The organism is bacterium (genome assembly GCA_016703265.1).
In the GTDB taxonomy this organism is placed as follows: Bacteria; Krumholzibacteriota; Krumholzibacteriia; order LZORAL124-64-63; family LZORAL124-64-63; genus CAINDZ01.
Genome location: JADJCK010000015.1, coordinates 34,773 through 60,222, shown reverse-complemented (window position 1 = coordinate 60,222; position 25,450 = coordinate 34,773). Strand labels below are relative to the sequence as shown.

At 65.3% G+C, this 25,450-nt stretch carries 21 protein-coding genes; all 21 read right to left on the bottom strand.

Features of this window, described 5'->3' with window-relative positions; genetic code table 11:
• Positions 1-65: 65 nt before the first annotated feature.
• Positions 66-737 carry a hypothetical protein gene (locus IPG61_19550; GenBank protein ID MBK6736218.1) on the bottom strand — a complete coding sequence of 224 codons (672 nt, stop codon included), beginning with the start codon at positions 735-737 and terminating at the stop codon, positions 66-68.
• Positions 734-2,155 (bottom strand): sigma-54-dependent Fis family transcriptional regulator, encoded by a 1,422-nt coding sequence (locus tag IPG61_19545; GenBank protein ID MBK6736217.1) that lies wholly within the window; start codon positions 2,153-2,155, stop codon positions 734-736. Before IPG61_19545 ends, IPG61_19550 begins: the two co-directional genes overlap by 4 nt.
• Positions 2,152-3,651, bottom strand: coding sequence for a HAMP domain-containing protein (locus tag IPG61_19540; GenBank protein MBK6736216.1), 1,500 nt, complete (start codon positions 3,649-3,651; stop codon positions 2,152-2,154). Before IPG61_19540 ends, IPG61_19545 begins: the two co-directional genes overlap by 4 nt.
• Positions 3,638-4,288: a hypothetical protein gene (locus IPG61_19535; GenBank protein ID MBK6736215.1), complete on the bottom strand. Its 651-nt coding sequence runs from the start codon at positions 4,286-4,288 to the stop codon at positions 3,638-3,640. Before IPG61_19535 ends, IPG61_19540 begins: the two co-directional genes overlap by 14 nt.
• Before the next feature lie 8 nt (positions 4,289-4,296).
• Complete coding sequence (locus IPG61_19530) at positions 4,297-5,766, bottom strand: BamA/TamA family outer membrane protein (GenBank protein MBK6736214.1); 1,470 nt, start codon at positions 5,764-5,766, stop codon at positions 4,297-4,299.
• A gap of 78 nt (positions 5,767-5,844) precedes the next feature.
• Positions 5,845-6,462 carry a hypothetical protein gene (locus IPG61_19525; protein ID MBK6736213.1) on the bottom strand — a complete coding sequence of 206 codons (618 nt, stop codon included), beginning with the start codon at positions 6,460-6,462 and terminating at the stop codon, positions 5,845-5,847.
• A gap of 1,690 nt (positions 6,463-8,152) precedes the next feature.
• Positions 8,153-9,301, bottom strand: coding sequence for a right-handed parallel beta-helix repeat-containing protein (locus tag IPG61_19520; protein ID MBK6736212.1), 1,149 nt, complete (start codon positions 9,299-9,301; stop codon positions 8,153-8,155).
• A gap of 58 nt (positions 9,302-9,359) precedes the next feature.
• Positions 9,360-10,277 carry a hypothetical protein gene (locus IPG61_19515; GenBank protein ID MBK6736211.1) on the bottom strand — a complete coding sequence of 306 codons (918 nt, stop codon included), beginning with the start codon at positions 10,275-10,277 and terminating at the stop codon, positions 9,360-9,362.
• Positions 10,278-10,294: 17 nt separating this feature from the next.
• Positions 10,295-14,917, bottom strand: coding sequence for a VCBS repeat-containing protein (locus tag IPG61_19510; protein MBK6736210.1), 4,623 nt, complete (start codon positions 14,915-14,917; stop codon positions 10,295-10,297).
• Between the two features lie 707 nt (positions 14,918-15,624).
• On the bottom strand, positions 15,625-16,281 hold the full coding sequence (locus tag IPG61_19505; protein ID MBK6736209.1) for a phage terminase large subunit family protein: 657 nt from the start codon (positions 16,279-16,281) through the stop codon (positions 15,625-15,627).
• Position 16,282: 1 nt separating this feature from the next.
• On the bottom strand, positions 16,283-16,597 hold the full coding sequence (locus IPG61_19500) for a phage terminase large subunit family protein (protein MBK6736208.1): 315 nt from the start codon (positions 16,595-16,597) through the stop codon (positions 16,283-16,285).
• Entirely contained in the window at positions 16,579-17,058 is a 480-nt protein-coding gene (locus IPG61_19495) for a phage terminase large subunit family protein (GenBank protein MBK6736207.1), read from the bottom strand. The genes IPG61_19500 and IPG61_19495 overlap by 19 nt, the downstream gene beginning before the upstream one ends.
• Positions 17,059-17,310: 252 nt before the next feature.
• Positions 17,311-17,814 carry a thiol peroxidase gene (gene tpx / locus IPG61_19490; protein MBK6736206.1) on the bottom strand — a complete coding sequence of 168 codons (504 nt, stop codon included), beginning with the start codon at positions 17,812-17,814 and terminating at the stop codon, positions 17,311-17,313.
• Between the two features lie 102 nt (positions 17,815-17,916).
• Positions 17,917-19,407, bottom strand: a complete 1,491-nt coding sequence (locus IPG61_19485) for a tandem-95 repeat protein (GenBank protein ID MBK6736205.1) — start codon at positions 19,405-19,407, stop codon at positions 17,917-17,919.
• A gap of 234 nt (positions 19,408-19,641) precedes the next feature.
• Entirely contained in the window at positions 19,642-20,058 is a 417-nt protein-coding gene (gene atpC / locus IPG61_19480) for an ATP synthase F1 subunit epsilon (GenBank protein ID MBK6736204.1), read from the bottom strand.
• 3 nt (positions 20,059-20,061) lie between these two features.
• Positions 20,062-21,474 (bottom strand): F0F1 ATP synthase subunit beta, encoded by a 1,413-nt coding sequence (gene atpD, locus IPG61_19475; GenBank protein MBK6736203.1) that lies wholly within the window; start codon positions 21,472-21,474, stop codon positions 20,062-20,064.
• Positions 21,475-21,542: 68 nt separating this feature from the next.
• The gene (gene atpG / locus IPG61_19470) at positions 21,543-22,451 is read right to left on the bottom strand and encodes an ATP synthase F1 subunit gamma (GenBank protein ID MBK6736202.1); all 909 of its coding nucleotides are present in this window, start codon (positions 22,449-22,451) and stop codon (positions 21,543-21,545) included.
• Positions 22,452-22,484: 33 nt separating this feature from the next.
• Entirely contained in the window at positions 22,485-23,990 is a 1,506-nt protein-coding gene (locus IPG61_19465; protein ID MBK6736201.1) for a F0F1 ATP synthase subunit alpha, read from the bottom strand.
• A gap of 36 nt (positions 23,991-24,026) precedes the next feature.
• Positions 24,027-24,578, bottom strand: coding sequence for an ATP synthase F1 subunit delta (gene atpH / locus IPG61_19460; GenBank protein ID MBK6736200.1), 552 nt, complete (start codon positions 24,576-24,578; stop codon positions 24,027-24,029).
• Entirely contained in the window at positions 24,578-25,081 is a 504-nt protein-coding gene (atpF, locus tag IPG61_19455) for a F0F1 ATP synthase subunit B (GenBank protein ID MBK6736199.1), read from the bottom strand. Before atpF ends, atpH begins: the two co-directional genes overlap by 1 nt.
• A 127-nt stretch (positions 25,082-25,208) precedes the next feature.
• Positions 25,209-25,439 (bottom strand): ATP synthase F0 subunit C, encoded by a 231-nt coding sequence (locus tag IPG61_19450; protein MBK6736198.1) that lies wholly within the window; start codon positions 25,437-25,439, stop codon positions 25,209-25,211.
• Positions 25,440-25,450 lie beyond the last annotated feature (11 nt).

The window sequence follows — 25,450 nt, the reverse complement described above, 5'->3', positions numbered from 1 at the left end:
TCGCCGCACATGTGCTGATCAACCGCAGCGATCATTCACGCCCATCGCCGTTCAAGTCCGGCCACTCAGAACCAGAACACGAGGCCGACCCCGGTACGCCAGCCGCGATTGGAGATGCGCACCTGCCAGTCGTCGCCGTCCCAGAGCCGGTCATTCGACTCGTCGTGCACCTCGAGGAAGTCGGTGAACGTGGCCACGGTCTCGATCTCGAGGCTGAACCTGTCGCCGAGCCGGATCTGCGCGCCGCCGCCGGCGATGGCCACCGGGCCCACGGCGACGACCTGACCGCCATTGCCCGGCAGCTCCAGCGCCTGGCCCCCACCACCGAGGCCGCCACGCAGGAACGGCTGGAAGGTGCGCAGCGGACGGAACAACACCGTGCCCGTCAGGAGCACCTCGATGTCGATGAGCTGCTCGTCCATGTCGTCGATGTCGTGCCGCGCGATCGCGAACTGCACCTGCGCCAGGAACCGGTCACCGAAGCGGCGGCCGATCGCCATGCCGCCGCCCTTCCCGCGCGAGTCCACACCCGCGGGCGGCAGGCCGGGCTGGTCGAAGACGTCGAAGTGGTTGCGCCACGCGTCGACCGATTGCAGCGCCAGGTGCCAGGTTCGCAGGCGCGGCGACTCCGATACCCTATCGGCGCGCGGCGGTTCCCCCGCCTCGTCGGCATGCACCGGGACGGCCAGTCCTAGCGCCGCCACGACGATCCAGGGCAGGCACCTCATCGCGATCATTCCTCACCCCCGCGCCCGGAGCCCAGTCCGTACTGCTGGATCTTCTTGTGCAGGTTCGTGCGGTCCAGGCCGAGCAGGCGCGAGGCGCCCGAGACGTTGCCATCGGCCTGCTTCAGGGCCGCAACGATGAGGCTCTTCTCGAACTGCTGGCGTGCCGCGGCCAGGCCGCCGGCGGCGCGCACCGCGGCCAGGTCGGGCCGGCCCGTCGCCGTGGCCGTGAAGGGCGCCTCGGCACGCGCCGGAGTTGCCGTCGCCACGCCCACGCCGCAGGCAGCCAGGTCGTCGGGGGAGATGACCGCGCCGCTGCTGAGGATGGCCAGGCGCTCGACGGCGTTGCCCAGCTCGCGGATGTTGCCCGGCCATGGCAACCGCTGGAGCGCGAGCAGCGCGCTGTCCGACAGGCGGCGCTGCGGCAGCCCGTTCTCGTCCAGGTACGCGGCCAGGAAGTGCTCGGCCAACAGGGTAATGTCGCCCGGCCGTTCGCGCAGCGGCGGCATGTGCACCGGCACCACGTTGAGGCGGAAGTAGAGGTCCTCGCGGAAGCGGCCGGCCGCCACCTCGGCAGCCAGGTCCTTGTTGGTGGCGGCCACCACGCGCACGTCGACCTTGTGGGTCTCGTTGCCGCCCACGCGCTCGATCTCGCCCTCCTGCAATGCGCGCAGCACCTTGGCCTGCGCCTTGAGCGACATGTCGCCGATCTCGTCCAGGAACAGCGTGCCGCCGTCGGCCTGCAGGAACTTGCCGTCGCGGGTCTGGGTGGCGCCGGTGTAGGCGCCCTTCACCGCCCCGAACAGCTCGCTCTCGATCAGCTCCTCGGGGATGGCCGCGCAATTGACCTTCACAAAGGGCTTGGCGCGACGATCGCTGGCATCGTGCACCGCGCGCGCCACCAGTTCCTTGCCGGTGCCGCTCTCGCCGGTGATCAGCACGCGCGCGCCGGTAGGCCCCACGCGCCGCACCTGCTCGCGGATCGCCTGCACGGGCATGGATTCGCCCACCATCAGCGCGCGCCTCTTCACCTTGTCGCGCAGCGCACGCACCTCGCGACCCAGGTCGCGGCGGTCCAGCGCATTGCGGATGGCGACGAGCAGGCGCTCCTTGCTGAGCGGCTTCTCGATGAAGTCGAAGGCGCCGTGGCGCGTGGCCTCGACCGCGGTGGCAATGGTCCCGTGGCCGCTGATCATGATCACCGGCAGCTCGGTGTCGTGCTCGCGCAGCCGCCGCAGCACCTCGATGCCGTCCATGCCCGGCAGCCGCACGTCGATCACCGCCACATCGGGACGCTCGGCCTGGCAGCGCTCGAGGCCGTCCTCGCCGCTCTCGGCCACGTCGACTGTGAACCCCTCGGCAGTCAGCACCATGGCAAACGTGCGGCGGATGTTCCGCTCATCATCGATGATCAGGACCCTGGGACTCACGCGGCACCGTCCTCGGTGGCGGATGTGGCGGCAACGGCGGCCGTCAACGGCAGGTCGACGGTGAATGCGGCGCCGTGACCGGGCTCGCTGCGCACCGAGATGACGCCGCCGTGGCCGATGATGATGTTCTCGACGATGGCCAGGCCGAGGCCCATGCCGTCGCTCTTGGTGGTGAAGTCGGGCTCGAAGATGCGCGCCAGGTTCTGCGGGGCGATGCCGGCCCCGCGGTCGCTGACCACCAGGCGGGCGCCGACCTGCAACCGCTCGAGGACCAATGAGACGCGCTCGGGCTCGCGCTGCTGCCGGCACGCCGCCAGCCCGTTGTCGATGAGGTTGATCAGCGCGCGCCGCAGCGCATCGTAATCGAACCAGCCGACCACCGGCGCGGCCGTGCCGCCCAGCTCCAGGCGCGACGAGCCGTAGAGCTGCTCCAGGTCGAGCAGCAGCGCGACCAGGTCGCCCTCGCGCAGTTCGGGGCGCGGCAACCGCGCGAAGTCGCCGAAGGCCTTCACCAGGCGGCGCAGGCTTTCGACCTCCTCGCCGGTGATGTCGACAGCCTCGGTGAGCAGTGCGCGATAGGTCGCGTCGTCGCCCTTGTAGGCGTCGCGCACCTGCGTGATCGCCAGCAGGATCGGCGTGAGCGGGTTCTTCACTTCGTGCGCCAGCGTGCGCGCCATGCCGCGCCAGGCGGCCACGCGCTCGAGGCGGGCCAGGTCGCGCCGCTGCTCGGCCAGGCGCGCGACCATCTCGTCGAAGCTCGCCACCAGTTCGCCGACCTCGCCGGGCCCCTGCCGCTCCAGGCGGAACTCGAGGTCGCCGCCGGCAACGCGCCGCGTGGCGCCGACCAGCATCTCCAGCGGACGCACCATCTGCCGCGACCAGAGCAGGCCGGCCACCAGCGCCACGAGGATGAGGGCGCCGTACACGAGCAGGAACGGGCCGACGAAACTGCGGACCACGCGGCCCTCCTCGGCGCGCACGGCGCGCAGCACGGTCACGCCGCCGGTCAGGTCGCCCGCGCGCTGCACCATGCCGGCGGGCAGCGCCTGCACGACCACGGTGGCAGAGCCATCGGGCCCGGGCACGCGCGCCACGAGGGCGTCGCCGCGGCGGCGCACCGGCAGCGTGTCGGCGGCGGCGGCGTTCTGCGGGTCGTCCGCGGGATCGAACGGGTCAAGGAGCCCCGGCCGCGCCGCGGCGAACGCGGTCAGCGAATCGGCGGGCTGCACGGCGCCTGCCTGGTCGAGCATCAGCACGGCGCCGGCATCGGCGGAAGCAGCCGCGGCGACGGCGCGACGCGCGAGCCCCTCGCGCAGTTCCTGCAGGTGGCTGCGGCTTTCGTCGAGGCCGGCTTCGAGCGCAAGCTCGAGCGGGTCGGCGATGGCCGGACCGAAGCGCCGCTCGAGCAGGTCGCGCACCACCAGCGACAGCGGCAGCGTGGGCAGCAGGGCGACCAGCAGGAACGAGATCGCCAGGCGCGTGCTAATGCGCTTCATCGGGCACCTCCTGCCGCCGGAACCAGGCCGAGGCCGCTTCCTGGCCGTCGCGATCGTCGCGCGTGCCCTGGTAGAAGAAGCGGATCAGGCGCCCGAGGCTGACCGAGGCCTCCTGCCGGTCCGAGCGGCCCGGCTCCCCGCGCGGCTCGCCCGCGATCAGGTTGCCGACTCGTTCGCGCTCGTCGTTCGCGACGGGCCGCGCGAGCAGTCCCGCGCGCACCTGGTAGCGGCCGGACTCGGCCAATGAAGCCAGCGGCATCAACGTGAACGGCGGCAGGTCGGCCAGGTGCGCCCGCAGTTCCTCAAGGCTCCGGAAGCGTCGCTCGGCCCCCGCGCCCGATACCGAGAAGACCTCTTCCCACAGGTCGAAGCCCAGGCGCAGCGACAGCGAATGCGCAACGGCCACGCGCCCTTCGGCGTCGACCACGGCCAGTTCCAGCTCGACGGCCGCGACCAGGCCCGAGCGCATCGACTGCAGCTGGCGCTCGTCGGGCAGCCCGCTCGCGGTCACGCGGCAGGCCAATTGTTCACCGGCGCGCGCGGGCGCCACGCTGATCAGGCGCGCGGACGCCAGGGCCGGCCCTGCCGATGCCGTCAGAAGCAGCGTGCCCAGCAGGCAGGCCAGAGTGGCATGCATGCGCCGCATCAGAACGACCACCCGATCGAGGCGTGGCCCTGGAAGCGCATGTCGAGCGTGCGCTCGGTGAGCGGGAAGCCGACATCGACGCCGATCCAGTCGAGCCAGCGCACGCGCATGCGCACGCCGTAGCCGGCGCCCACGGCCATGCCCGTGTATGGATCAGCGACATCGCCGGCGCCGCCGGCTCCCGCGTCGACGAACAGGATGCCGGCCAGCTTCGTGCCGCGGGCATCGGAGAGGATGGGACTGCGGTACTCGAGTGAGCCCGCCCATTGCCAGGTGTCGCCGCCGGGGGGCGACAACGCGCCGGTGGAGAAGCCGCGCAGGCTGTACAGGCCGCCGAGGTAGAGCCGGTCGTGGAAGGCCGCCGCCTCGCCGACCCACTGCCCGCGCAGTCGCGCGGCAAGCACGCCGCCGGGCACGGCGCGGTACGACCGCAGGTCCATCTCGAGGGTGGCGTGCCCCGGGCGCCCCTCCTGCACCACGAGCCCGCCCTTGGCGCGCCCCCACAGTCCGCCCGTCGGCGTGCCGGCGGTGCTGCGGGCCGGACGCGAATCGTACTGCCAGTCGAGATGCGCGGAGGCGCGCGCGCTGCGACCGACCGCCTCGCGGATCGCCGGCGGCAGGTCGGCCTCGGGAATCTCCTGCCCGTAGTCGACGCTGTCGTCCTGCGAGCGCGTGTGGGCGGTGGAGTGATGGGCCACATCGACGGTCGCGACATCGAGGCTGAACTCGACCAGGCGACGCTCGTCCACATGCCGACCGAAGGCGAATGCGAGGCCCGAGGCATCGACGCCATGGAGGAACTCGACGCCGTCGGCGAAGTACGGACGCTCGGTGCGACCGGCGCCGGCCTCGAGGTTCCAGTAGCTGCGACCGTCGCCGACGCGCGGCTGCCCGTAACGCAACACGATCGCGTCGTGGCGCAGCCCGATGCGCCAGCGCAGGTCCAGGTTGCCGCCATCGCCGAACGCATTGTCGAATGCGACCATCGCCGGCACCAGGTACCAGCCGTCGAGATTCGTGTTGCCGGCCGCCCAGCGAAGGTCGGGCCGATGCTCGACAACCTCGAGCACGAGCACCAGTTGCCCGCGCCCCTCACCCGGCCGCGTGTAGAAATCCACCGAGCGGAAAAGGCCGCCCGCGCGCAGTTCCTCGACGGCCGCGACCAGCGCGGCCTGGTCGATGGCCTGTCCCGGACGCAGCGGCAGGTAACGGTAGACGGTGGCCAGGTCGGTGCGCGTGGCGCCCACCAGTTCGACCGCGGCCAGATGCAGGCGGCGATCATCGACGGCAGGTGCGGCCAGGCTGTCGGGCGCGTCCGGGGCCACGGCGGCGGCCGAACCGACAGTTGCGCCGGCGCAAGTCAGCATGAGCACCAGCGCCGGCAGCAGAGGCCGCCAGGCGCGCCGGAGCGGGCGACGCCCTGCGCGTCCCCGCCCGTTCCGGCTCTCGTTGTCCCGGTGGCTGTTCATCGGTGGCTTTCCCGTTCGTGCAGGAGGTGGCTGCTGCCCATTCTCGCCCAGGCCGCCGGCCTGCACAACGTACGATCTCTACAGGTACCAGTTGAACTGCACCGTGGCGCCGCCTGCACCCACCTCATCGTCCTCGTACCCGGTCACGCCGTCGGCGTCGAAGCCGAAGCCGTCCGCAGCCAGACCCAGCCCGAAGCGTTCGCCCAGCTTCCACTCGTAGCCCAGGCCGAACAGGGCCGCCGCGCGCCGCTTGACCGAGTGCGCGACGCCGCTCGTCGGGTCGGTGAAGTCGCCGCCGCCGACACCCACGCCCGCGCGCAGGAAGAAGCCCTTGTCGCACGGCCTCCAGGTCACGGTCGCCAGCACGGCGCCCAGTTCCCAGTCGTTGTCGTCCTTCTTGCTGGTGAAGCCGATGGACTCCACGCCCACCGCGAAATGGCGGCTCAGGTCGTAGCCCACGCGCAACTGGCCGAGGCCGCCGGCCAGGGGCTCCTCGGTGATGTGGCGCGAGCCGTCCTTGAACATCATCTGGCTGCCGCCGCCGCCGGCGTTCAGGCCCAGGAAGAAGCCGCGGTGGGAGGTGTCGCGAACCGTGGACGCGGTCGCGTCGGCGGCCTGGGCGCCTCCGGCCAGCAGGGCGGTGGACAGGGCCAGGGCGGAGAGCAGGTTCTTGCGGGCTTTTACGGTGGTCTTCATGACGGCTTCCTTCCTTGTTGGGCGTGTCGCATCCGGTGCGGATCGACTTGCCCGGAAGGAGGCACGGATCGGGCCATGGTTGTGGTGTAAGCGTCCGACCCCGCGCGTATTCCCCCGCCCCTGATTTCGGCTGTGCCGCTCCCCAACCCGAGGTGCCTCATGTCCAGCCGTCGTCGTACTCCGCGAGATCGCAACCATCCGCAGTTCCCGCCAGCCGTGCCCAGGACGATTCAGCGTCGGCTCCCTGGGCCTGGCTGCGCCCCCACCCCCCAAGTTCGTCCCTGTCCGGCCGCGACGCCGACACCGCCTCTGTTCGAGCTCGCCCTGCCGACGGCCGCCGCCTGCCTCGTGGCGCTGGCTCGCTGTGCGTGCTCGCCGGAATGCTGACCGTCCCCAAAGCGTGTGCCTACCCCCCGCAGTCGTTCGACACGCTGGCGGCGTTGACGCGGACTGTCGGCCAGGACCCGCGTTCGGGCCACCTGTTCTGTTCTGCAACCGCAACCGCGACCGCCTGAAGATCCTGCCTGGGAGAGCGGTGTAGCAAGCTCGGAACGTTCGCTGCGCTCGCGTGCGTTGACGCGACGGGTTGGCGGTGCTGCTCGGCGGTCTCGATGTGCGCACGAAAACGCCCTTGGTACGGCCGGAAACTGTTCCCGTGTTAATCCGCGTGTCGTGTATGCTGCGCGCATGGACAACAACGCGCGCATCACACCGAACTCAAGCGCTGCGCGGGTCAATGCCCGCTGCTGGATGGACTCCTTGGCGAGCTGCATCACCTGCGCGAGAACGCCTACCTCAAGCACGCCCTGGCACTGTCTCCTCTTGGCGCAGCAGGAGAAGGTCGTCCCGGCCATCGAGCGCCGCCGCACCAGGTCTGGTCACGGTTCCTCCCCCCCAGGCTCCGCCGAGGTGGTCGCGCGACGCCGAAGAAGCGCCGCCCGAACCACCATGTGCCGCTGCCGGCGCACCTGGGCGTGTGCAGACGGAGATCCACCCGCAGACCTGTCTTGCTTGCAGCGGCGAGTTGCGGCGCTGGCGAGACGAGGACTTGGCCCGGTCTACGCCGGGAGGCGGTGCCTCGCTGCCGGACCAGATCGTGCGGCTGCCGAGAAGCTGTTCGGCTGGGGCCGACGTGGTGGCTCACGTCTGGTGGGCACGCGATCTTGCCGCTGCTCGCCAGACGTCTACCTCGCAGGCGTCTGCAGGACAGTTGCCGACTGTGGCGGGCTGCTTGGCGGCCTCCCACGGGCCATTTATGGACAAACGTCTTCCGGGTGTGTCACAACTGTCGACTTCAGCCCCCCCCGCCCGTTTGCGGTACCGCCTACCTGGTGGTGGACGGGTTCGGGCGTGGCGGGTGGGGAACTGGGGGGGGGTTGGGGGGGGGGGGTTTGGGGTGGGGGGGTTTTTGGTTTTGGTTTTGTGTTGGGGGGGTTTTTGGGGGTTTTTTTTTTTTTTGGGGTTTTGTGGTGTTTGTCATAGTGCCTGCCCGAGGCGCCTGACAACATCCATGAAAATCAATGAGTTAAATCATAACTGCGTGTTTTTCCCCAATCCTCAAATGCGTGCCGCATCGCGACAGTCGGGTGTGACCTGTTGCGATTGTTCACACCCGGGCCGCGGCAGTTCAGATTGGCTCCCCGGTCGGGGCGCGCAGCGTGAATGCGAGAGAGAGAAATTGGACCTCGGCTCACCGGAATAGGGCCTTCAGGTCGCCCCAGGAAGTGGACTCGGTCGGGACCGGGCCGTTGGCGATTGGCAAGTACTGCACAGTACAGTGAACTAATGGGTCGTCGACACCGTCTGTGATCATGCTATCAATCAGATCCGTACTGGTCGTGCCCCAATAGTTGCCACTTAAGTCCAGCAGCACGGGTGCTCCGAAGTAGCCATGGCTACCAACTCCAAGGCCACTCGCCGGTAAAATGTGACTATTGTTAATAGTCACATGCGACTCGGACGAAGTGTACAGGGATTCACCGGTCGTCCCTTCCAATATCACGTTTTCTCCGGTCACAACTGATCCGCCAGACACAAAGAGTCCGTATTGCCCGCCGTTGATGCGCACACCTACCATATTCACCTGCGAGTTGTATGTGACCATCAAACCAGCAAAGATCGAATTCACGATCGTCGTATTCTCGATCGTACCAGTACTCCAACGGTCGTACACCATCGCAGTACGGTTGTCTCTAAATTCACAATTTGAGAAATTGATGTTGTGGGCGGAAGCACCGGACGTGAATCCCTGGCCGTACCCCAAACAACTGCAGCTATCAACAATCAATGTGTTCGTCAGTTCCGGCGTGAGTGCTTTCCCATCATTGCTAATTTCAAATTGACAATCGCGAATGCTTCCGCCATCGATCCAGCACACAATCCCGGCGCCAAAATGTCGAAACACGCAATCATGCACGTCCAAAGTCCCCTGCCACCAATAGATTCCTGTCTTCATGTTCTCAATCGTCAGACCACTGATGGCGCCAACATGCGAGTCGACGGAACAAATGACCTTTGGAAACCGACCTTCCGGTGCATAGTAAGACGTCATGCCAAGAATCGTCTGTTCCGCCCCCGCTCCGATAAATGTCAGATTGTCCTTTGTCACCGCAACAATCGTCTCCTCCGTCCACGCCGGAGCAACGATCTGATGCAGTTGCTGAAATCTCCCTGGACCGATACGAATCGTATCGCCTGATGATGCGGCCTCCACCGCTGGCTGTATATCCCTAAAGTCCCCCGAACCGTTGAGTTCCACTCGCCAAGTTCTGGCCCACGCCACTTGAGCCACGCAGCCGGCCAGGAAAGTCGCAATTGCGATCGTATGCGCGAATTTCATTGCGGCCAGCTTTCGATTGCGTGGGGGTGGCGTTGCGGCCACCCCCGCTCGCCAACAGCTATTGCAGCAGTACAAGCCGCTGCGACATCGCCACATTTCCTGCCAAGAACCTCGCAAAGTACACGCCGCTGGCCATGGCCGCCCCGCTACGGTCGCGCCCATCCCACACAACAGTGTACTCGCCCGGCTCCTTCCGCTCGGCAACCAGTCGATTCACTAGTTCGCCCCGCACATTGAACACGCACAGGTCGACTTGGCTGGTTTCCCTTACCGAATACTTCAGCGTCGTCTGCGGGTTGAACGGATTCGGTGATGCCGGAAGAAGGATGGTCGGATAGCTAGTCACAACTGCTGGCGCTGAATTGCTGGCTGCCTGCCCGACCGTGCCGCCTGCCTTCCCCTTGGACTTGAGCGTCATCCCAGGTGTGCCGGCTACGAGAACAGGTTGCGCTGCAAAGCCGAAGCTCGGATGCACCGGCTCCCACTCCACTCCATCGGCGCTCAACCAGCCGGACAGCCCGGACGCCGCGTTGGTGTAGCCAAGCGCGGGCCCGCCACCAACGCCGTCTGCTGTCGCCGCGACTCCGTCTGGCACCCGGAAAATCACGTACAGGCCTCCGCTTGCGCTGCCCACCAACCCGGAAAACGTCACTTCCCCCCAACCGCTTGACGGTCCGGAAACATTCGCCGCCACCGAATAGGCATCGGTCAAGGCCACGGGGTATTCCGGGGTGCCACTCTGGACAAGTACTTCCGGAAACGTCGCCATCGCATCGTTATTGTACCATTTTATGCCGCTAATTGCCATATCCTGCGGCACTGGTACCCAAATAGCGATGCAGCTGTTCTGCACTGATTGCGATAAGCCCAGCGATCCCAATACTTTGACACCGTCCAGATCATCTGCCGCGACTGCCGACGCTGACACGAAGATCGTCAACAGCGAGACGGACCACGACCACTTCGTTCGGGACATGTCGACCCTCCTATTGTCTAGAACCCCGAGGGGCAGAACTTGACGACCTTCGTCTTGGTCGGGCTGGTCGCGGACTGCAGACCGCCGTCGCTGGAAACCGTGTACCGGAAGCTGCAGTTCAGGTTGCAGTCTTCATGGTCGATCCGAATCGTGTGCGTGTAGCCACCGCCGGACTTGGCAGCATAGGTGTAGGTGATCCCCGTGGTCGCCGGTGTTACCGTAGTCCAGCCGGGCCAACACGGGTTGGCAATTTCCAATTGGTCGAACGTCAGGACATCATTGGCAGCCTTGCAGGCCGCGTCGGTGTCCCACGTGAACACCCAGTCAAAGAACGTGGTACCCGGGACGACCAGAGTGGCCACGTTCACGTTGCTGACGGTAGGAGCAGCGTCGCTCACAATATTGACCGTTTCGCCGGCACCAGCTCCACTTGCAATCAGGTCGACGTCGCTTTGAACTGTGCCGCCAGGCCACCGAATTGTTGCCGTGATCGGGCCGGTGTAATCTCCCAACCCAAAGGTCAAAGTGCGGTCTCGCTGACCGCCACGGCCGCTGCCACCGTCGACTTGAGCCGTCTGAACCAGACCGCCCGCAGTCACCGTCACCGCTGCCCCGATGCCCTGGCGGTTAGCGTTGTCCGCATTCGGCGAAACCAGACGCAGCTTCACATAGCGCTGACCAAGCGAATTTGCATCAACCTGGCTGTCCGTCTTGTAGAAGAACTCCCCGCTGGCCACCGGGCGCCCCACAAACAGGTCCATGTCGCCATCAGACGTGTAGTCGGCGGCGAGTGAACCCATACCACTGGACGTGTGGGCCAGCGCGGCGTTGTGCGTGTTCTCAAGATAGATGACTCCATCTTGAGTCGGATTGGCCAGAAATAGCCGCGATGGCTCATTCGCGGTGCGCGACAACATGAAGACGTCCTGCCAGCCATCGAGATTGTGGTCAAAGACCTGCAGTCCGCCATAACCCGCGGCACCGGACGGGAATCTCACTGTAGCGTCAGCTGGGAATACGCCGGTACCGTCATTGAAGAGGATTCCAGACCCCGGACTGGCGCAGCTGACGACGATATCCAAGTCGCCATCGTTGTTCATGTCAGCCCAGACAACGCCGGTGCCATAGTCGATATCGTAGCCGCCCATGATGCCGTTGCTGAGCCTCGAAGCTCGCTCTTCGCTGAAGGTGCCATTCCCCTGATTCACGAACACCGCACTGTTGCCATAGCCGAGATCGCTCAAGTCGACGATCACGAGGTCCAAGTCGCCGTCATTCTCCAAGTCGCCCCATGAGGCGGACGCGGCTACGGGCAGATACTGAACCACGAATCCAGCGGCTGCCGTAACGTCCACGAAACCGCATCCGGATCCGCACGTGTTGCGGAACAGCCGGTGCTGTGCAAACGTGATGTTGTCCTTGTCTGGAGGCTCCGCACCCGGCACTTCACATCTAGTGACGAACAGATCCAACCAGCCGTCGTTGTCGTAGTCGCCCCAGCACCCGGTGACTGATCCTGCCGCCAGAGTCGACAACCCCATCGCGTTCGTGACATCCACAAAGTTTCCCGCGTCATTGCGATATAACTTCGGCGATTGCGCATGAGCCACGAACAGGTCCTCGTCGCCGTCGTTGTCAAAGTCCGCGAAGGCGACGCCACGCCCCCCAATCGGAGAAGCAGCGAATCCGCGTGCAGAGAAGCGCGGAGCTCCCGTGGGCAGCACTTCGATTCGGTCATAAGTTGGCGCTTCTTGATCGGACGTGGTCACAATCATTCCGCTATCAGCACTCATCTTCGCGCTCGCTGCACTAAATGGCGTACCCTGATAGTCCAGCCCCGTCTGCGAAGACACATCCGTAAACTTCGCCACAACCTGCGGCACCTCAACGGCCACGCTACGCCGCCTGTAACCGCCACCTGATGCATACGCAGTGACGTCAACCGAATAGCCATTCCCCACCGAGAGCATCGCAGCGAAGGGAGCCGATGTGTAGATTCCGTCGGCTGCAACGATGTCTTCGCCTTGGCCGTCGTCGCGCAGATGAAGGGTCGTTGCATTCAGGCCCAGGCCAGATAGGTCGACCTTGACCGAGTCCAACGCCGCGACATGCGTGATCTCGACTGAGAACACTTGCGACGCGGAGCTGACACCAGGCATCAAAGGCGAATTTGCGTCTGAGGCAATCTGGGCACAGCCCAAACCACCGATGGTGAATGTCTCCCCAGAGATGGTGATCGCTTCGCCCACCAGCCACCTGTGATGCGACCCGCCGAAGGACTCGAACACTACCGGGGCGGACGGCGTGCCATTCACATGCAATGCGCCGTCGATCACGAACTCGATCTCATTCGGATTCGCGCCAGCATGGAGTAGGTCGTCAATCGCCACGCGAACGGTGTCGCCGGCCGCGATGGTCAGCGTGCGCCCCTCGGGGACCTCGACGTCGCCGCCGATCCAGATGTTGTGGGCCCATGTTGTGTCGCTCGCGGCCGGTAAGTTGCCGTAAAAGGTCAGTGCCCTGTAAGCATTCACACGACCATTCCCAAGCCAAGTGAGGTCCCGGTCGTTGAGACCGTCGCCGTAGATGTTGTCAGTGCTTACGGAAATCTTGTTGACGATTTCGCTGCGCGTCCAATGTGGATAGGTCGACTTCACGAGCGCGGCAACACCGGCAACCATGGGTACAGACAACGAGGTTCCAAACCCTCCGTGAGCCGTATGCACGGGTGGGTCAAGGGGCTCATATCCATACGTGTGCCACTCACTGGGCTGCAGCCAACCGTTCAGGCTACCCGGATATGGCAAGGCTCCCCATACCGCCATAGTCACCGGAGCTGCTAGCGCAGCAACATCCACCCATGCACCGTAGTTGCTCTCTCCATCATCCTCCCAGTCCCATCTCACATCGTTGGTTTCCAGACCTGCAACCCACACGACTTCTTCCACTCCCACAACGTCTGCCTCGAAAACCTCGTTGCCGGCTCCCGCTACAACGACGATTCCGGCGTCAAGTGCCCGGCGTACCTCATCGTGGGGGAAACTAGGAATACCCTCCAAGCGATTGGGCGGGACAGAGATTGAAATGATGTCGGCCCCCATTTTCCGTGCGTAGTCGATTCCCAATCCTTTGTACGGTGAATATGTTTGAAGCTCAGTTCCACACGAGAGAATGCACCCGACGCGCACTGGTAGAATCTTTACCTTGGGCGCGACCCCCATCATGCGCCCATCTGTTTCTACCGTTGCCACTTGGCTGGCGACCGACGTACCATGATCCCACATGGATCTCGGATCATTGTCTGCGGTGCAATAGTCCTCTCGATCACAGCTCAAGACTGGCCCAAGAAGCATTCTCGAAGAAGCAACGAAGTCCCATCCGCGCACATCGTCTTCGTATCCATTTTCGTCGTCATCATAGGGACTCCCAACATAACCGAAGTCGTCGACCTCACCGTCCCCATCCTGATCCTCCCCATCGCAAATCTTGAACTGCACGCGACCGTTGCCTCTACTCAGATACTCCCACCCGTTGAAACCATTGGCAACCATCAAGTCGATAACATAAGTTCCCCATGTTGTGATTTCGGTTGCGGTATTAGACCTGATCAGTTCGTAGACACCATCACTGGTGTAGGGTTTTTCGGTAAGGTAAAGGCGCATACCGACGAATTCATCGGCCTCCCACTGAGCGTTCGTGTTAGTGAACGTATATGCTCCGATTGAGGTCCAGCGATGGACCGAAGGATCGGCTTCGCGGGGCTCGCCGGGTAGATTGCCCCAGGCATCTTCATCCGTGACGCCATTGTTGTCCTCGTCCACCCCGCCGATACCGGGGAAGGTGTCAGTATCAGCCGGAAACTGACCAATGACTTCGCGCCAGTTGCGATACCATATCCCGCGATTGTACCACGCGAGAGAATCGGTCACTGCGAAATCCGGTCCGGGCCCTCCTAGTCCCGGATGAAATAGGTCGAACCCGCCGTCAATTACGGCCACGACAATACTGGAATCTCCACGGCTGATGCCCCAGGCTTGCGGCAGATCCATGTCACAATCGGGCGCTGGCCTACTCGGCCCACATTCGTCGCCAGCCAAAGGCACCTCAGTTACGACTCTGCGGTGCAACTGTGACTGCGCGCTGCAAAAGAGATCATGATCGTCGTCGGGAAAGTACGCGAGAGTTCGCTCACTTGCGAACTCACCGGCGTCCTGTTGGAGCATTGCCTTGGCGACGGATGATTCGAGCAGAACAGCCTGGAGCAGCGATTCCGGGCTTTCCGATGTGAACACCGTTATCATCCAAGGCCCCGAGAAGGAAAACTCTGGCGACAACTGATCCGCAACCAATGGCTTACAGGAAATGACTCGCGTCAGTGCGCCAATGCTCGTAGATTTGCCGACACCATCAATTCGCAGAGTCGCGCCGTCGATTGCTGGCGTGCGGTCGATATCAGTCGACTCAAAAGTCACAATGAGATCAACAAAACCCCATGACCCCTCTGCGAATACGCCAGGAGTAATAAGAAGCATCGCGATTAACGCGATCACTGCCGGCGCACACTTCGCAGCGTAGACCCACGTTTCGCCCGAAGCCCAAGCGCCGGAGTTTCTGCGATTGCCACGACTGAAGTATTTCATCGTTCCTCCACTTCATGCTGGCGGTAGCGGATGCGTTTCGACGTCCCAGAGGTGGTCCCTGTTTCCCGGACAGCCCGGCGACCCGCCAAAGGCGGATCCCGTTTTCGCGACTACGACACATGCTTCTGAGCGCGCTCTCATCATGGCCACATCTTCCGCCGAGACGGGACTCGGTTGTCGCCATCAAATGGAGGCGAGTGCATTTCCCATCACGGTACCAACCATGGGCGCTTGCGACCATTCTGCCGCGTGAGATTCGAAGCGCTGGCCCAACGTTGAGCCTGCCGCTCTGCGGCGCGCACTTCAATGTCCAATGCTGACCGCACCGGACTTTCCGCGTAAGTTCTTCATTTGCAGCCAACCGCCTCGAATCGCGGGTCCACCATTCGAATCACTCTGGTGATCGGCTGCATAGATAAAAGGCCATTCTAGGGCGATTCGGGTGCAACATTTCTTTGAAATTCGCGGATACTTTTTTGTGCGGCTCGATGCGGGACACAATTGCCACCGACGCATTACGATTTGATCAGAGATCACACCATCACTCACCTGCTGGATGCGAGGGAAGCCATCGAGCGCCGCAAGCGCCGACACGAATGAGCTTCTTACGACAGCCTACTCGCCATTTCGACGACCAAGCATTTTCAAGGACCGAGTGCGGCCAGAGTATGCCCCGGTCTCATGGTGCTCGATCTATGCTCTGGATCCTATCGTCTGCGCCGCGTCACCCATGAATCCCGCGCCGCGATCCTCCGCAGCTGCTCACTATTCGCCAGCCGTACCATGCCAATCGGATGCCTCGCAACTGTGCCGTCGGACGGCTCCGCAATCGCCTGCTCCGGAAACGGCAACCTGGGCGCCAGATTCTTCTCCACAGCCTTCCACAACGGATTCAGCAAGCAAAGCGCCGCATGCGCCTGCACCCGACAATCGAGCGCCTCGTTCCGTGCCCGCGTCTTGATCCACTCCGCCTTCGGAAACCCCTTCGTGTACCTGATCACGCGCTTCTCCGCCGTCAGCTGCTTGAAGTACTCCTGCTCGTATCCATCGCCTTCAGGGAAGTGGCAGTACCCAGGCCCAGGCGTCTCCTCCTTGAGCCGCGAGTAGAGAATGCCTTTGGCCTCGTCGACCCCGACCGTGAACAGCTTCACCGGTAGCGGCGCCTGCCCCTGCTTGCGGTTGGACGGAGCCGAGATGATCGGCCGCCCCACGCCTGCCCGGCCAACGGTTGCATACACGCCGCGCACCTGCCGCGGCTTCACGTACCGATAGACGGCCTCTGTGCGATGCCCTGCCGAGTCGATACAGCACTGCACGATCCGCATGTTGAGCCCGTCCTCGCGCTCCCAGGTCGCCGACAGCACATCATCGAGCTGCCGCCAGACCGGAGCCGCCGCAGGATCGCCCCACAGAACACGGTACGAGATCCCCCACGACTCCTCGCCCGTGCGCCAGCCGCACACTTCGACCTCGAGCCGGTCGTCCTGCACATCCACCCCCGCAGTCAGCACGAGCACCGGCAGGGGCACCACGGCCGGGTAGTGCTCGCGCCTGGCCCATGAGACTGTCCTGGTTGATGACCTCACCCGACTCCTCCCAGGTCTCGCCCAGGCAGGTGTTGATCCAGGTCTTCAGTTTCTCGGGACCATCGTGCTTGGCGTTCAGGAAGTCCCGCGCCATCTCGCCCCACGCATATCATCCCAGCGGCGAATACAGCGCCGACAGGTGATACCCCGCTGTGACCCCATCGCCTTCGGCCTGGGCCACCCACCGGCCGTGTTCCAGCATGGCGGTCTTGTGATGTTCGGAAGGAGGGCCTGGCACGACTCGCAACGCAAAGCCGCCTGCTCCGGTTGCCCGTCCGGCCATTCGAAGTTCTGCCACAGGATCGGCGCCACCACGCCGCAGATCGGACACGGCACGTGGTACCGCCGCTGGTCACTGCGCTGGTAGGCCCGCTCGACCGGGTCGCCCTCGCCGTCGATATCGATCTCGTACCCATCGACCGCAGGCCGACCGCCGTGCTGACTCCCGTGATGGCGAGGATGCACCCGGCAATCCTTCGTCCGGTTCGTATTGCCTGAGCCCAGGGACCGCGACAGGCTGAACTCTTGTCGCCCGCGCCGGCAGTCGTCGATCACTGTGGTGTCGCAGGCGGCAGGATGCCGTGGTGCCGGCGGCATGTTGCGCCGGCGCAACCGTGGCGATGCCGTGAGACTTGCGCCGGCGCAAGTCTCGGCACATGAAGGCCCGCGCCGATGCACGCCGATGTCGGGGCAGGCCGCGGTCCAACGGGACAACAGAAGGCGGCCGGCCCCCACCGGGAGCCGGCCGCAACCTCTCTTCAACCCAACGCTGAGCGGCCAGTTCCGCCAGCACCCGCCCAAAGCGCCTCAGGCAAGGACCGACAGCGCCGCCGCGTAGTCCGGCTCCTGCTTGATCTCCGGCACCAGTTCGGCGTGCAGCACGGTGTCGTTCGCGTCGAGCACGACGACCGCGCGCGCGGCCAGCCCGGACAAGGGGCCGCTGGTGATGGCCACGCCGTAGTCCTGCAGGAACGAGCGGCCGCGCAGCGTCGAGAGCGTCAGCACGTTGTCCAGGCCCTCGGCGCCGCAGAAGCGCGACTGCGCGAACGGCAGGTCGGCCGAGATGCACAGCACCACGGTGTTCGTCAGCTCGTTGGCCGCCGCGTTGAACTTGCGCACCGAGGTGGCGCACACGGCCGTGTCGAGACTGGGGAAGATGTTCAGGACCTTCCGCTTGCCGGCGAACGTCGCCAGCGCGGTGTCGGCCAGGTCCTTGGCGACCAGGCTGAAGGCGGGCGCCTTGGCGCCCTTCGTCGGGAACGTGCCGGCAACCTCGATGGGGTTGCCACCGAGAGTCACGGTGCGGCTCATCGTGGGCTCCTTGTGCGGACATGGTGGTAGGATCGCGTGGCTGACATGGTAGCGCGGGCGCGGGGAGTCGGCCATGGAGGGAAACGGACGACCCCGGCGACCTTACTTCACGAGCGCAATCTTCCGGCTCGTGAGATCCGACCCGCTCACCAGGGCGACGAAGTAGGCCCCGCTCGCCATCTCCACGCCCTGATCGTCCCTGCCGTCCCACTGGACCGTGTGATCGCCGGCCGGAAGGTCCTCATCCACGAGGGTCCGGACCAGGGCCCCGCGCAGGTCGAACACGCGCATGGCCGTGCGGGCCGTGCCGTCGACCCGGAAATCGATCCGCGTGGTCGGGTTGAAGGGGTTCGGTGTCGGCAGGCTCATGCCGAACCGCTGGCCATCGGCGGGCGGCAGGGGAACCGGCGAGGCCGGATCCGAAGTGACGCCGACGAAGATCGTCACCGTGGCGGACGCCGATGCGCCGTTGACGTCCCCGATCTGGTAGGTGAACCGGTCGATGCCGGAATAGCCGGGCGTGGGCGTGTAGCTGAAGTGGCCGTCCGTGTACGCCAACAGCGTGCCGTAATCGACGAGGTCGGAGATGATGGTCGCGAAGAACACATCGCCATCCGGATCGAGGTCGTTCCGGAACAGGCCCGCCGCGGCGGGAATGGCGATCGAGCCGCTGATCGGCGCGTAATAGTAGTCCGCGGTGGCAATCGGAGCCCGGTTGGGTTCGTACACGGTCAACGTGACCGTGGCGATGGCGCTCAGGCCGTTGGCCGAGATCTGATAGCTGAAGCTGTCGGTTCCCGTGAAGTTCGGGTTGGGAGTGTAGGTGAACTGGCCGTCGGTATAGGCAGACAAGGTGCCGTAATCGACATCGTCGGGGATCGTGATCGCCGCAACGGCGTCGCCGTCGGGGTCGAAGTCATTGACCAGGAAGCCTGCCGCAGCCGCGATCGCCAACGGTGCATTCATGGCGACGGCGTAGGCTTCGCCCAGCGCCAGGGGCGGCCGGTCGGTGGCCACCACGTGGAAGTGGACCCTGCCGATCTCCGCGTTGTTGGTGCCATCGGTGACCTGGTAGTCGAAGTAGTCGTAGCCGGTGAATCCCGCGACCGGGGTGTAGTTGAAGCTGCCATCGGTGAACGCCGACAGGGAACCGTTATCGACAAAGTGCGAGATCGCCGTGGCTATCACGGCATCGCCCTCGGGATCGTAGTCGTTGACCAGGAAGCCCGCAGCGGCGGCGATTGCGAGCGTCGAGCCGGCCTGTACGGTGAAATGGTCGTCCATCACCTGGGGCGCGGCGCCCGACTTGTCTGAGCTTTGGCGACCGGAGCCCGCCGCCTCGTCGACCGGGAGTTGGCCGACGGTCGACTCGACCGCGTGCGGGGCCGGCTCGGGACGCGCTACAGGCATGGAGCCATCGCCCACCGGGAGGAGTTTGCCCCCCGTGATATCCAGCGGCGGCTGGGCGCGCGGCGCCTGCGGCGCCGGGATCGATGCGCCTTCCCGGACCGGGAGCAGATTCTCCGTGGACGCCGCAGCCACGCCCACGACCGACATCACGACCAGGGCGCACAGGCTGATCATTCGTCGCATGTTCATCTCTCCATCGCTGCGTGGTCCCGGGTGGCGGACCTTCAGGGCCCGTCTTTCCGGAGGAGCCCAAAGCATACCATTTTACTCCTCTTGGCGTCAATACGGGCCGTGGCCGAAGCCGTGGGGTCTCGGGCGCAGGCTCGGGTCAAGGCGCGAACCCCTGGAACGAAAAAAGGCGGCCGGCCCCCAACGGGAGCCGGCCGCATCCACCATTCAACCGCATGCGCCGCGCGCCTACCGCGCCCCGCGCCCCGCCGCCTTGATCCGTGCCTGCGCCCGCGACTGCGCCAGACGCGCCCGTTCGCGATCGAGGTCCAAATCCATCGAGGTCAGCCGTGCCCGCGCGCGTTCGAGGGCCTTTTGCGCGCGGGCCACGTCGATCTCGCTCGACAGTTCGCAGGTGTCGGTCATGAGGTTGACCACGTTGTCGGAGATCTCGAGGAAGCCGGCGCCCACGGCCAGCTTCTGTTCGTTGCCGGCATCGTCGAGCCGCAGCGTCACCAGGCCGGGCAGGACGGCGGCGACCAGCGGTGCGTGGTTGGCCCACACGCCGAGATAGCCGGCCGAACCCGGGAAGGTGGCGGAGACCGCCTCGCCCTCGAAGGCGGTGCGATCGGGGGTGACGATGATGACCTTGAAGCTCCTGGCCATCGTTTAGCCTTCCGCCTGCATCTTCTCGTAGTTCTCGAGCACTTCCTCGATGGCGCCGCACATGTAGAAGCACTGCTCGGGGATGTGGTCGTACTCGCCCGCAACGAGGCCCTGGAACGAACGGATCGTGTCCTCCAGCTTGACGTAGCGGCCGGCCTTGCCGGTGAACGCCTCGGCCACGAAGAACGGCTGCGAGAAGAACTTCTGGATCTTGCGGGCGCGGGCCACCGCGATCTTGTCCTCGTCCGAGAGCTCGTCCATGCCCAGGATGGCGATGATGTCCTGCAGATCCTTGTAGCGCTGCAGGATCGTCTGCACCTGGCGGGCCAGGTTGTAGTGCACTTCGCCGATGGTGCCCGGCTGCAGGATGCGGCTGGTGGAGTCCAGCGGATCCACGGCCGGGTAGATGCCCAGCTCGGCGATCTGGCGCGAGAGCACCGTCGTGGCGTCCAGGTGGCTGAACGCGGTGGCGGGCGCCGGGTCGGTCAAGTCGTCGGCGGGCACGTAGATGGCCTGCACCGAGGTGATCGAACCGCTGCGCGTCGAAGTGATGCGCTCCTGCAGCTGGCCCATCTCGGTGGCGAGCGTGGGCTGGTAACCCACGGCCGACGGCATGCGGCCCAGAAGCGCCGACACCTCGGAGCCCGCCTGCGTGAAGCGGAAGATGTTGTCGATGAACAGGAGCACGTCCTGGTTCATCTCGTCGCGGAAGTGCTCGGCCATGGTCAGGCCGGACAGCGCCACGCGGAGACGCGCGCCGGGCGGCTCGTTCATCTGGCCGAAGACCAGGGCGGTGTTCTTGATGACCCCGGACTCCTTCATCTCCAGCCAGAGGTCGTTGCCTTCACGCGTGCGCTCGCCCACGCCGCAGAACACGGAGTAGCCGCCGTGCTGCGTGGCGATGGCGTGGATCAGCTCCTGCACGATAACCGTCTTGCCCACGCCGGCGCCGCCGAAGAGGCCGATCTTGCCGCCCTTCACGTAGGGCGCGAGCAGGTCGACGACCTTGATGCCGGTCTCGAAGATCTCGTTCGCCTCGCCCTGGTTGGTCAGGGTCGGGGGCGCCGCGTGGATCGGCGAGCGCTTGTCCGGCTCGGGCAGCGCGCCCTCGTTGTCGAGGGTCTTGCCCAGCAGGTTGAACAGGCGGCCCAGGCACTGCTTGCCCACGGGCACCGAGATCGCCTTGCCGGTGTCCAGACCCTTCATGCCGCGGACCAGGCCGTCGGTCGAGTCCATGGCGATCGTCCGGACCACGTTGTTGCCGATATGCTGGGCAACCTCGGTGATCAGGTCGATGCCCTTGGCCTCATCGACGATGTGGATCGCGTTGAGGATCTCCGGCAGGTGATCCGAATCGAACTCGAGGTCCACCGTGGGCCCGATGACCTGCTGGACCTTCCCGTAGTTCCCGGCCATGTGCAGTCTCCTTGGCTTTGCCTGTCGCCCGCGGGGCGAATGCCCCGCCCCTGCTTGATCAACCTGTACTAGAGCGCGTTCGCGCCGCCGACGATATCGAGCAGCTCGCTCGTGATGGCGGCCTGGCGCTCACGATTGCGCCGCAGTGTCAGCGCGCCGATCATCTCGCCTGCGTTCTCGGTCGCGGCGTTCATCGAGGTCATGCGTGCCGCATGTTCGCTCGTGAACGCCTCACTCAGCGTCATGAAGACCCGGTTGCGCAGGTAGAGCGGCAGCAGCACTGCGAACAGCTCTTCCTGGCTCGGTTCCCAGATGTAGTCCTGCTCGGCCTTGGGTGCGGCAGCGACAGCCGCGCCGCCCCGCACCGGCACCTTCACGCCCTCGGCCGCGGCCTCGGGAGCGATCGGCAGCAGCGCCACGTCGACCGGGCGCTGCGTCATGGTCGAGACGAACTGCGCGTAGACCACCCGCACTTCGTCGAACGAGCCGTCGGTGAACGAGCCCACGACCTTGTCGCCCACGAGCCGGCCGCGGTCGGCGCTCATGTCGCCGGCGAAGTCGGTGTGCGCGTGGAACACCGTGTAGCCCCGCTTGCGGAAGTACTCGGCGCCCTTGCGGCCGATGGTGTAGACCGCGGTCTCGACCCCGCTCTTGATGGAGGCGTCGACGGCCTTGTGCGCCACCTTCAGCAGGTTCGTGTTGTACGAACCGCACAGTCCCTTGTCCGAGGTGATGATCACGTACAGGCGCTTGTGCACCGGACGCACCTCGAACAGCGGATGGGCGATCTCCGCCTTGCCCGCCAACTGCTGCATCAGCTCGGTCAGCTTGCGCGAATAGGGACGCGCCGCCAGCATCCGCCCCTGGGAACGCGCCAGCTTCGCCGCCGCGACCATTTTCATGGCCTTGGTGATCTGCTGCGTGCTCCGCACCGAGCGGATCCGCTTGTTCAGTAGCTTGACCCCGGCACCAGCCACCGGTGACCTCCCGCTTACGCGCGCCTGCGAGTCCTAGCCACGACTCGCGATGAATTCCTTGATGGCCGCCGTCAGGTGCTCGACCGTGTCGTCTTCCAGCTTGCCCGTGGTCGAGATGGCCTGCAGCACCGCCGAGTGCTTCTGCTCCAGGAACAGGTGGAAGTCGCGCTCCCACACCTTCAACTGGTCCAGCGGCACCGTGTCGAGGTAGCCCTTGCTCGCGGCGAAGATGATCGCCACCTGCTTCTCGGTCGGCATGGGCACGTACTGGTCCTGCTTGAGGATCTCGACCATGCGCTCGCCGCGCGTCAGCTGACGCTGCGTGGCCTTGTCGAGGTCCGAGCCGAACTGCGCGAACGCGGCCAGCTCGCGGTACTGCGCCAGGTCCAGGCGCAGCGAACCGGCGACCTTCTTCATCGCCTTGGTCTGCGCCGAGCCGCCCACGCGCGAAACGGAGATACCGACGTTGATGGCGGGCCGGATGCCCTGGTAGAACAGGTCGTTCTCCAGGAAGATCTGGCCGTCGGTGATCGAGATCACGTTCGTCGGGATGTAGGCCGACACGTCCGAGGCCTGCGTCTCGATGATCGGCAGCGCCGTCAGCGAGCCGCCGCCGTTCTCGTCGGACAGCTTCACTGCGCGCTCCAGGAGGCGGCTGTGCAGGTAGAACACGTCGCCCGGGTAGGCTTCGCGGCCGGGCGGACGGCGCAGCAGCAGCGACATCTGGCGGTACGCGTTGGCCTGCTTCGAGAGATCGTCGTACACCACGAGGGTGTCCTTGCCCGCCCACATCTGGTGCTCGGCCATGGTCACGCCGGTGTACGGCGCCAGGTAGAGCATCGGGGCCGGGTCGGAGGCGTTGGCGGCGATGATGGTCGTGTAGGCCATCGCGCCATGCGCCTTGAGCTTGTTGTGCACGGAAGCGACGGTCGACTGCTTCTGGCCGATGGCCACGTAGAAGCAGTAAACGCCCTTGCCCTTCTGATTGATGATCGTGTCGATCGCGATGGCGGTCTTGCCGGTGCCGCGGTCGCCGATGATCAGCTCGCGCTGGCCGCGGCCGATCGGGATCATCGAATCGACGGCCTTCAGGCCGGTCGCCAGGGGCTGCTTCACCGGCTGGCGCGCCGTCACGCCGGGCGCCTTCAGCTCGATGTTACGGGTCTGCGTGGAGGGCACGGGGCCTTCGCCGTCGAGCGGCTGGCCCACGGCGTTCAGCACGCGGCCGATGACGCCGTCGCCCACGGGCACCGAGGCGATGGTGCCGGTGCGCTTGACCGTGTCGCCTTCCTTGATCTTGGTGTCCGGGCCCATGATGGCGACACCGACGGAATCCTCTTCGAGGTTCAGCACGATGCCGAAGATATCCCCGGGGAACTCGACCATCTCGCCGGCCATGACGTCCTGCAGACCGTACACGCGCGCGATACCATCGCCCACCTGCAGGATCGTGCCGACACTCTCGACGCCGAGGTTGCGGTCGTAGTTCTTCAGCTCCTGCGCCAGGACAGAGCTGATCTCTTCAGGCCTCAGTTTCACTTCCGGTCTCCTCGTTGAATCCCGCGTGACGGGTCGTCAACCCCGCACCTGGGCAGTGGCCAGCGTCTTGCGCAGGCGGTCCAGGTTCGTGCGCACCGTGCCGTCGATGACGCGATCGCCCAGGGTGACGCGCACCCCGCCGATGACCGCCGGATCGACCTTCTTATCCAGGATGACGGACTTGCCCGTCACGTGTGCCAGCTTGTCGCGCAGCTTCGTCTCCAGGTCGGCCGGCAGCGCGATGGCCGTGACCACGCCCACCCGCACCAGGCCCTGGTCGGCCTCGACCAGTTCGGCGAACACGGTGCCGATGTCGCGCAACAGCTCGATGCGGTTGCGGTCGAGCAGCAGGTTGAAGAAGTCCAGCAGCACCGGTTCCAGGTGCGGCCCGAAGACCTTCTTCAGGACTTCCTTCTTCTCCTGCTCGCGCACCTGCGGACTGTCGAGGAAGATGACCAGCTCACGGCTGGCCGCCATGACCTCGAGCACGCCCGCGTACGACTCGGCGCACGCGACCAGCGTTCCCGCCGGCTTGGCCGTGCGCAGCAGCGCCTCCGCGTAACGTCCGGCTACCCTGCGGTCGCGCATCAGGCTCCGCTCCCGGTCTTGTCCAGCTCGTCGATGTAGTCGGTGATCAGCTTGCGGTGCATCGCATCGTCCATCTTGGTGCCGATGACCTTCTCGGCCGCACCGATCGCCATGGCCACCACCGAGTCGCGCAGCTGCAACTGGGCCTTGTGGGCCTCGACCTCGATGTCCTGCTCGGCCTTCGCCACGGTGGACGCGGCGTCGGCGTGCGCCTTGTGCACGATGCCGTCGGCGATGCCTTCACCGCGCTTGACCGCTTCCTGCACGCGCTCGCGCTCGATGGACTTGATGTCGGCGAGCTTGCTCTCGAACTCACCCTTCAACTGCTCGGAGTCGGCGAGATTCTTCTCGGCCGCCGTGTAGTCGCCCTCGATCTTCTGGCGCCGGGCGTCCAGCAGGTTGAGGATCGGCCCCCAGGCGAACTTGGCCAACACCCACACGAAGAGGATGAAGCCGACCGCCGTGGTCAGCAGATTGGTGATGTTTGGTGTCACGAAATCCATGATGGGTACCTTCCGGTCGACCTTCTCTCACGCACGCCGCCGCGGCTTGGAGGGGCGGCGAAGCCGCCCCCCGCGATCACTGCCGCGCACGCAGAAACCGGCCCAGGGTCTTCGGCCGAAGCCGTCATCAGCCCAGCTTGCCCATCAGGAGGATGGTCGCGATCAGGGCGTAGATCGTCAGAGCCTCGATGAAGGCGCAACCGATGATCATGGCCGTCTGGATCTGGCCGATGGCTTCCGGCTGCCGGCCCATGGCGTTCATGCCGCCCTCGATCGCCTTGCCCAGGCCGAGGCCCGAACCGATCGCCGCCATACCCAGCCCGAGGGGAAGAGCCAGTCCGAGAATGTTGCCGTCCATTGTTCCTCCTT

Excerpts from the sequence above, each read along its gene's own strand:
- tpx (MBK6736206.1), bottom strand. The coding sequence starts at position 17,814 with ATGAGCCGCACCGTGACTCTCGGTGGCAACCCCATCGAGGTTGCCGGC.
- IPG61_19515 (MBK6736211.1), bottom strand. The coding sequence starts at position 10,277 with ATGTCCCGAACGAAGTGGTCGTGGTCCGTCTCGCTGTTGACGATCTTC.
- IPG61_19535 (MBK6736215.1), bottom strand. The coding sequence starts at position 4,288 with ATGCATGCCACTCTGGCCTGCCTGCTGGGCACGCTGCTTCTGACGGCA.
- IPG61_19550 (MBK6736218.1), bottom strand. The coding sequence starts at position 737 with ATGATCGCGATGAGGTGCCTGCCCTGGATCGTCGTGGCGGCGCTAGGA.
- IPG61_19450 (MBK6736198.1), bottom strand. The coding sequence starts at position 25,439 with ATGGACGGCAACATTCTCGGACTGGCTCTTCCCCTCGGGCTGGGTATG.
- atpC (MBK6736204.1), bottom strand. The coding sequence starts at position 20,058 with ATGGCCAGGAGCTTCAAGGTCATCATCGTCACCCCCGATCGCACCGCC.
- IPG61_19500 (MBK6736208.1), bottom strand. The coding sequence starts at position 16,597 with ATGGCGCGGGACTTCCTGAACGCCAAGCACGATGGTCCCGAGAAACTG.
- atpF (MBK6736199.1), bottom strand. The coding sequence starts at position 25,081 with ATGGATTTCGTGACACCAAACATCACCAATCTGCTGACCACGGCGGTC.
- IPG61_19520 (MBK6736212.1), bottom strand. The coding sequence starts at position 9,301 with ATGAAATTCGCGCATACGATCGCAATTGCGACTTTCCTGGCCGGCTGC.
- IPG61_19485 (MBK6736205.1), bottom strand. The coding sequence starts at position 19,407 with ATGCGACGAATGATCAGCCTGTGCGCCCTGGTCGTGATGTCGGTCGTG.
- IPG61_19525 (MBK6736213.1), bottom strand. The coding sequence starts at position 6,462 with ATGAAGACCACCGTAAAAGCCCGCAAGAACCTGCTCTCCGCCCTGGCC.
- atpD (MBK6736203.1), bottom strand. The coding sequence starts at position 21,474 with ATGGCCGGGAACTACGGGAAGGTCCAGCAGGTCATCGGGCCCACGGTG.
- atpH (MBK6736200.1), bottom strand. The coding sequence starts at position 24,578 with ATGCGCGACCGCAGGGTAGCCGGACGTTACGCGGAGGCGCTGCTGCGC.
- IPG61_19510 (MBK6736210.1), bottom strand. The coding sequence starts at position 14,917 with ATGAAATACTTCAGTCGTGGCAATCGCAGAAACTCCGGCGCTTGGGCT.
- IPG61_19540 (MBK6736216.1), bottom strand. The coding sequence starts at position 3,651 with ATGAAGCGCATTAGCACGCGCCTGGCGATCTCGTTCCTGCTGGTCGCC.
- IPG61_19530 (MBK6736214.1), bottom strand. The coding sequence starts at position 5,766 with ATGAACAGCCACCGGGACAACGAGAGCCGGAACGGGCGGGGACGCGCA.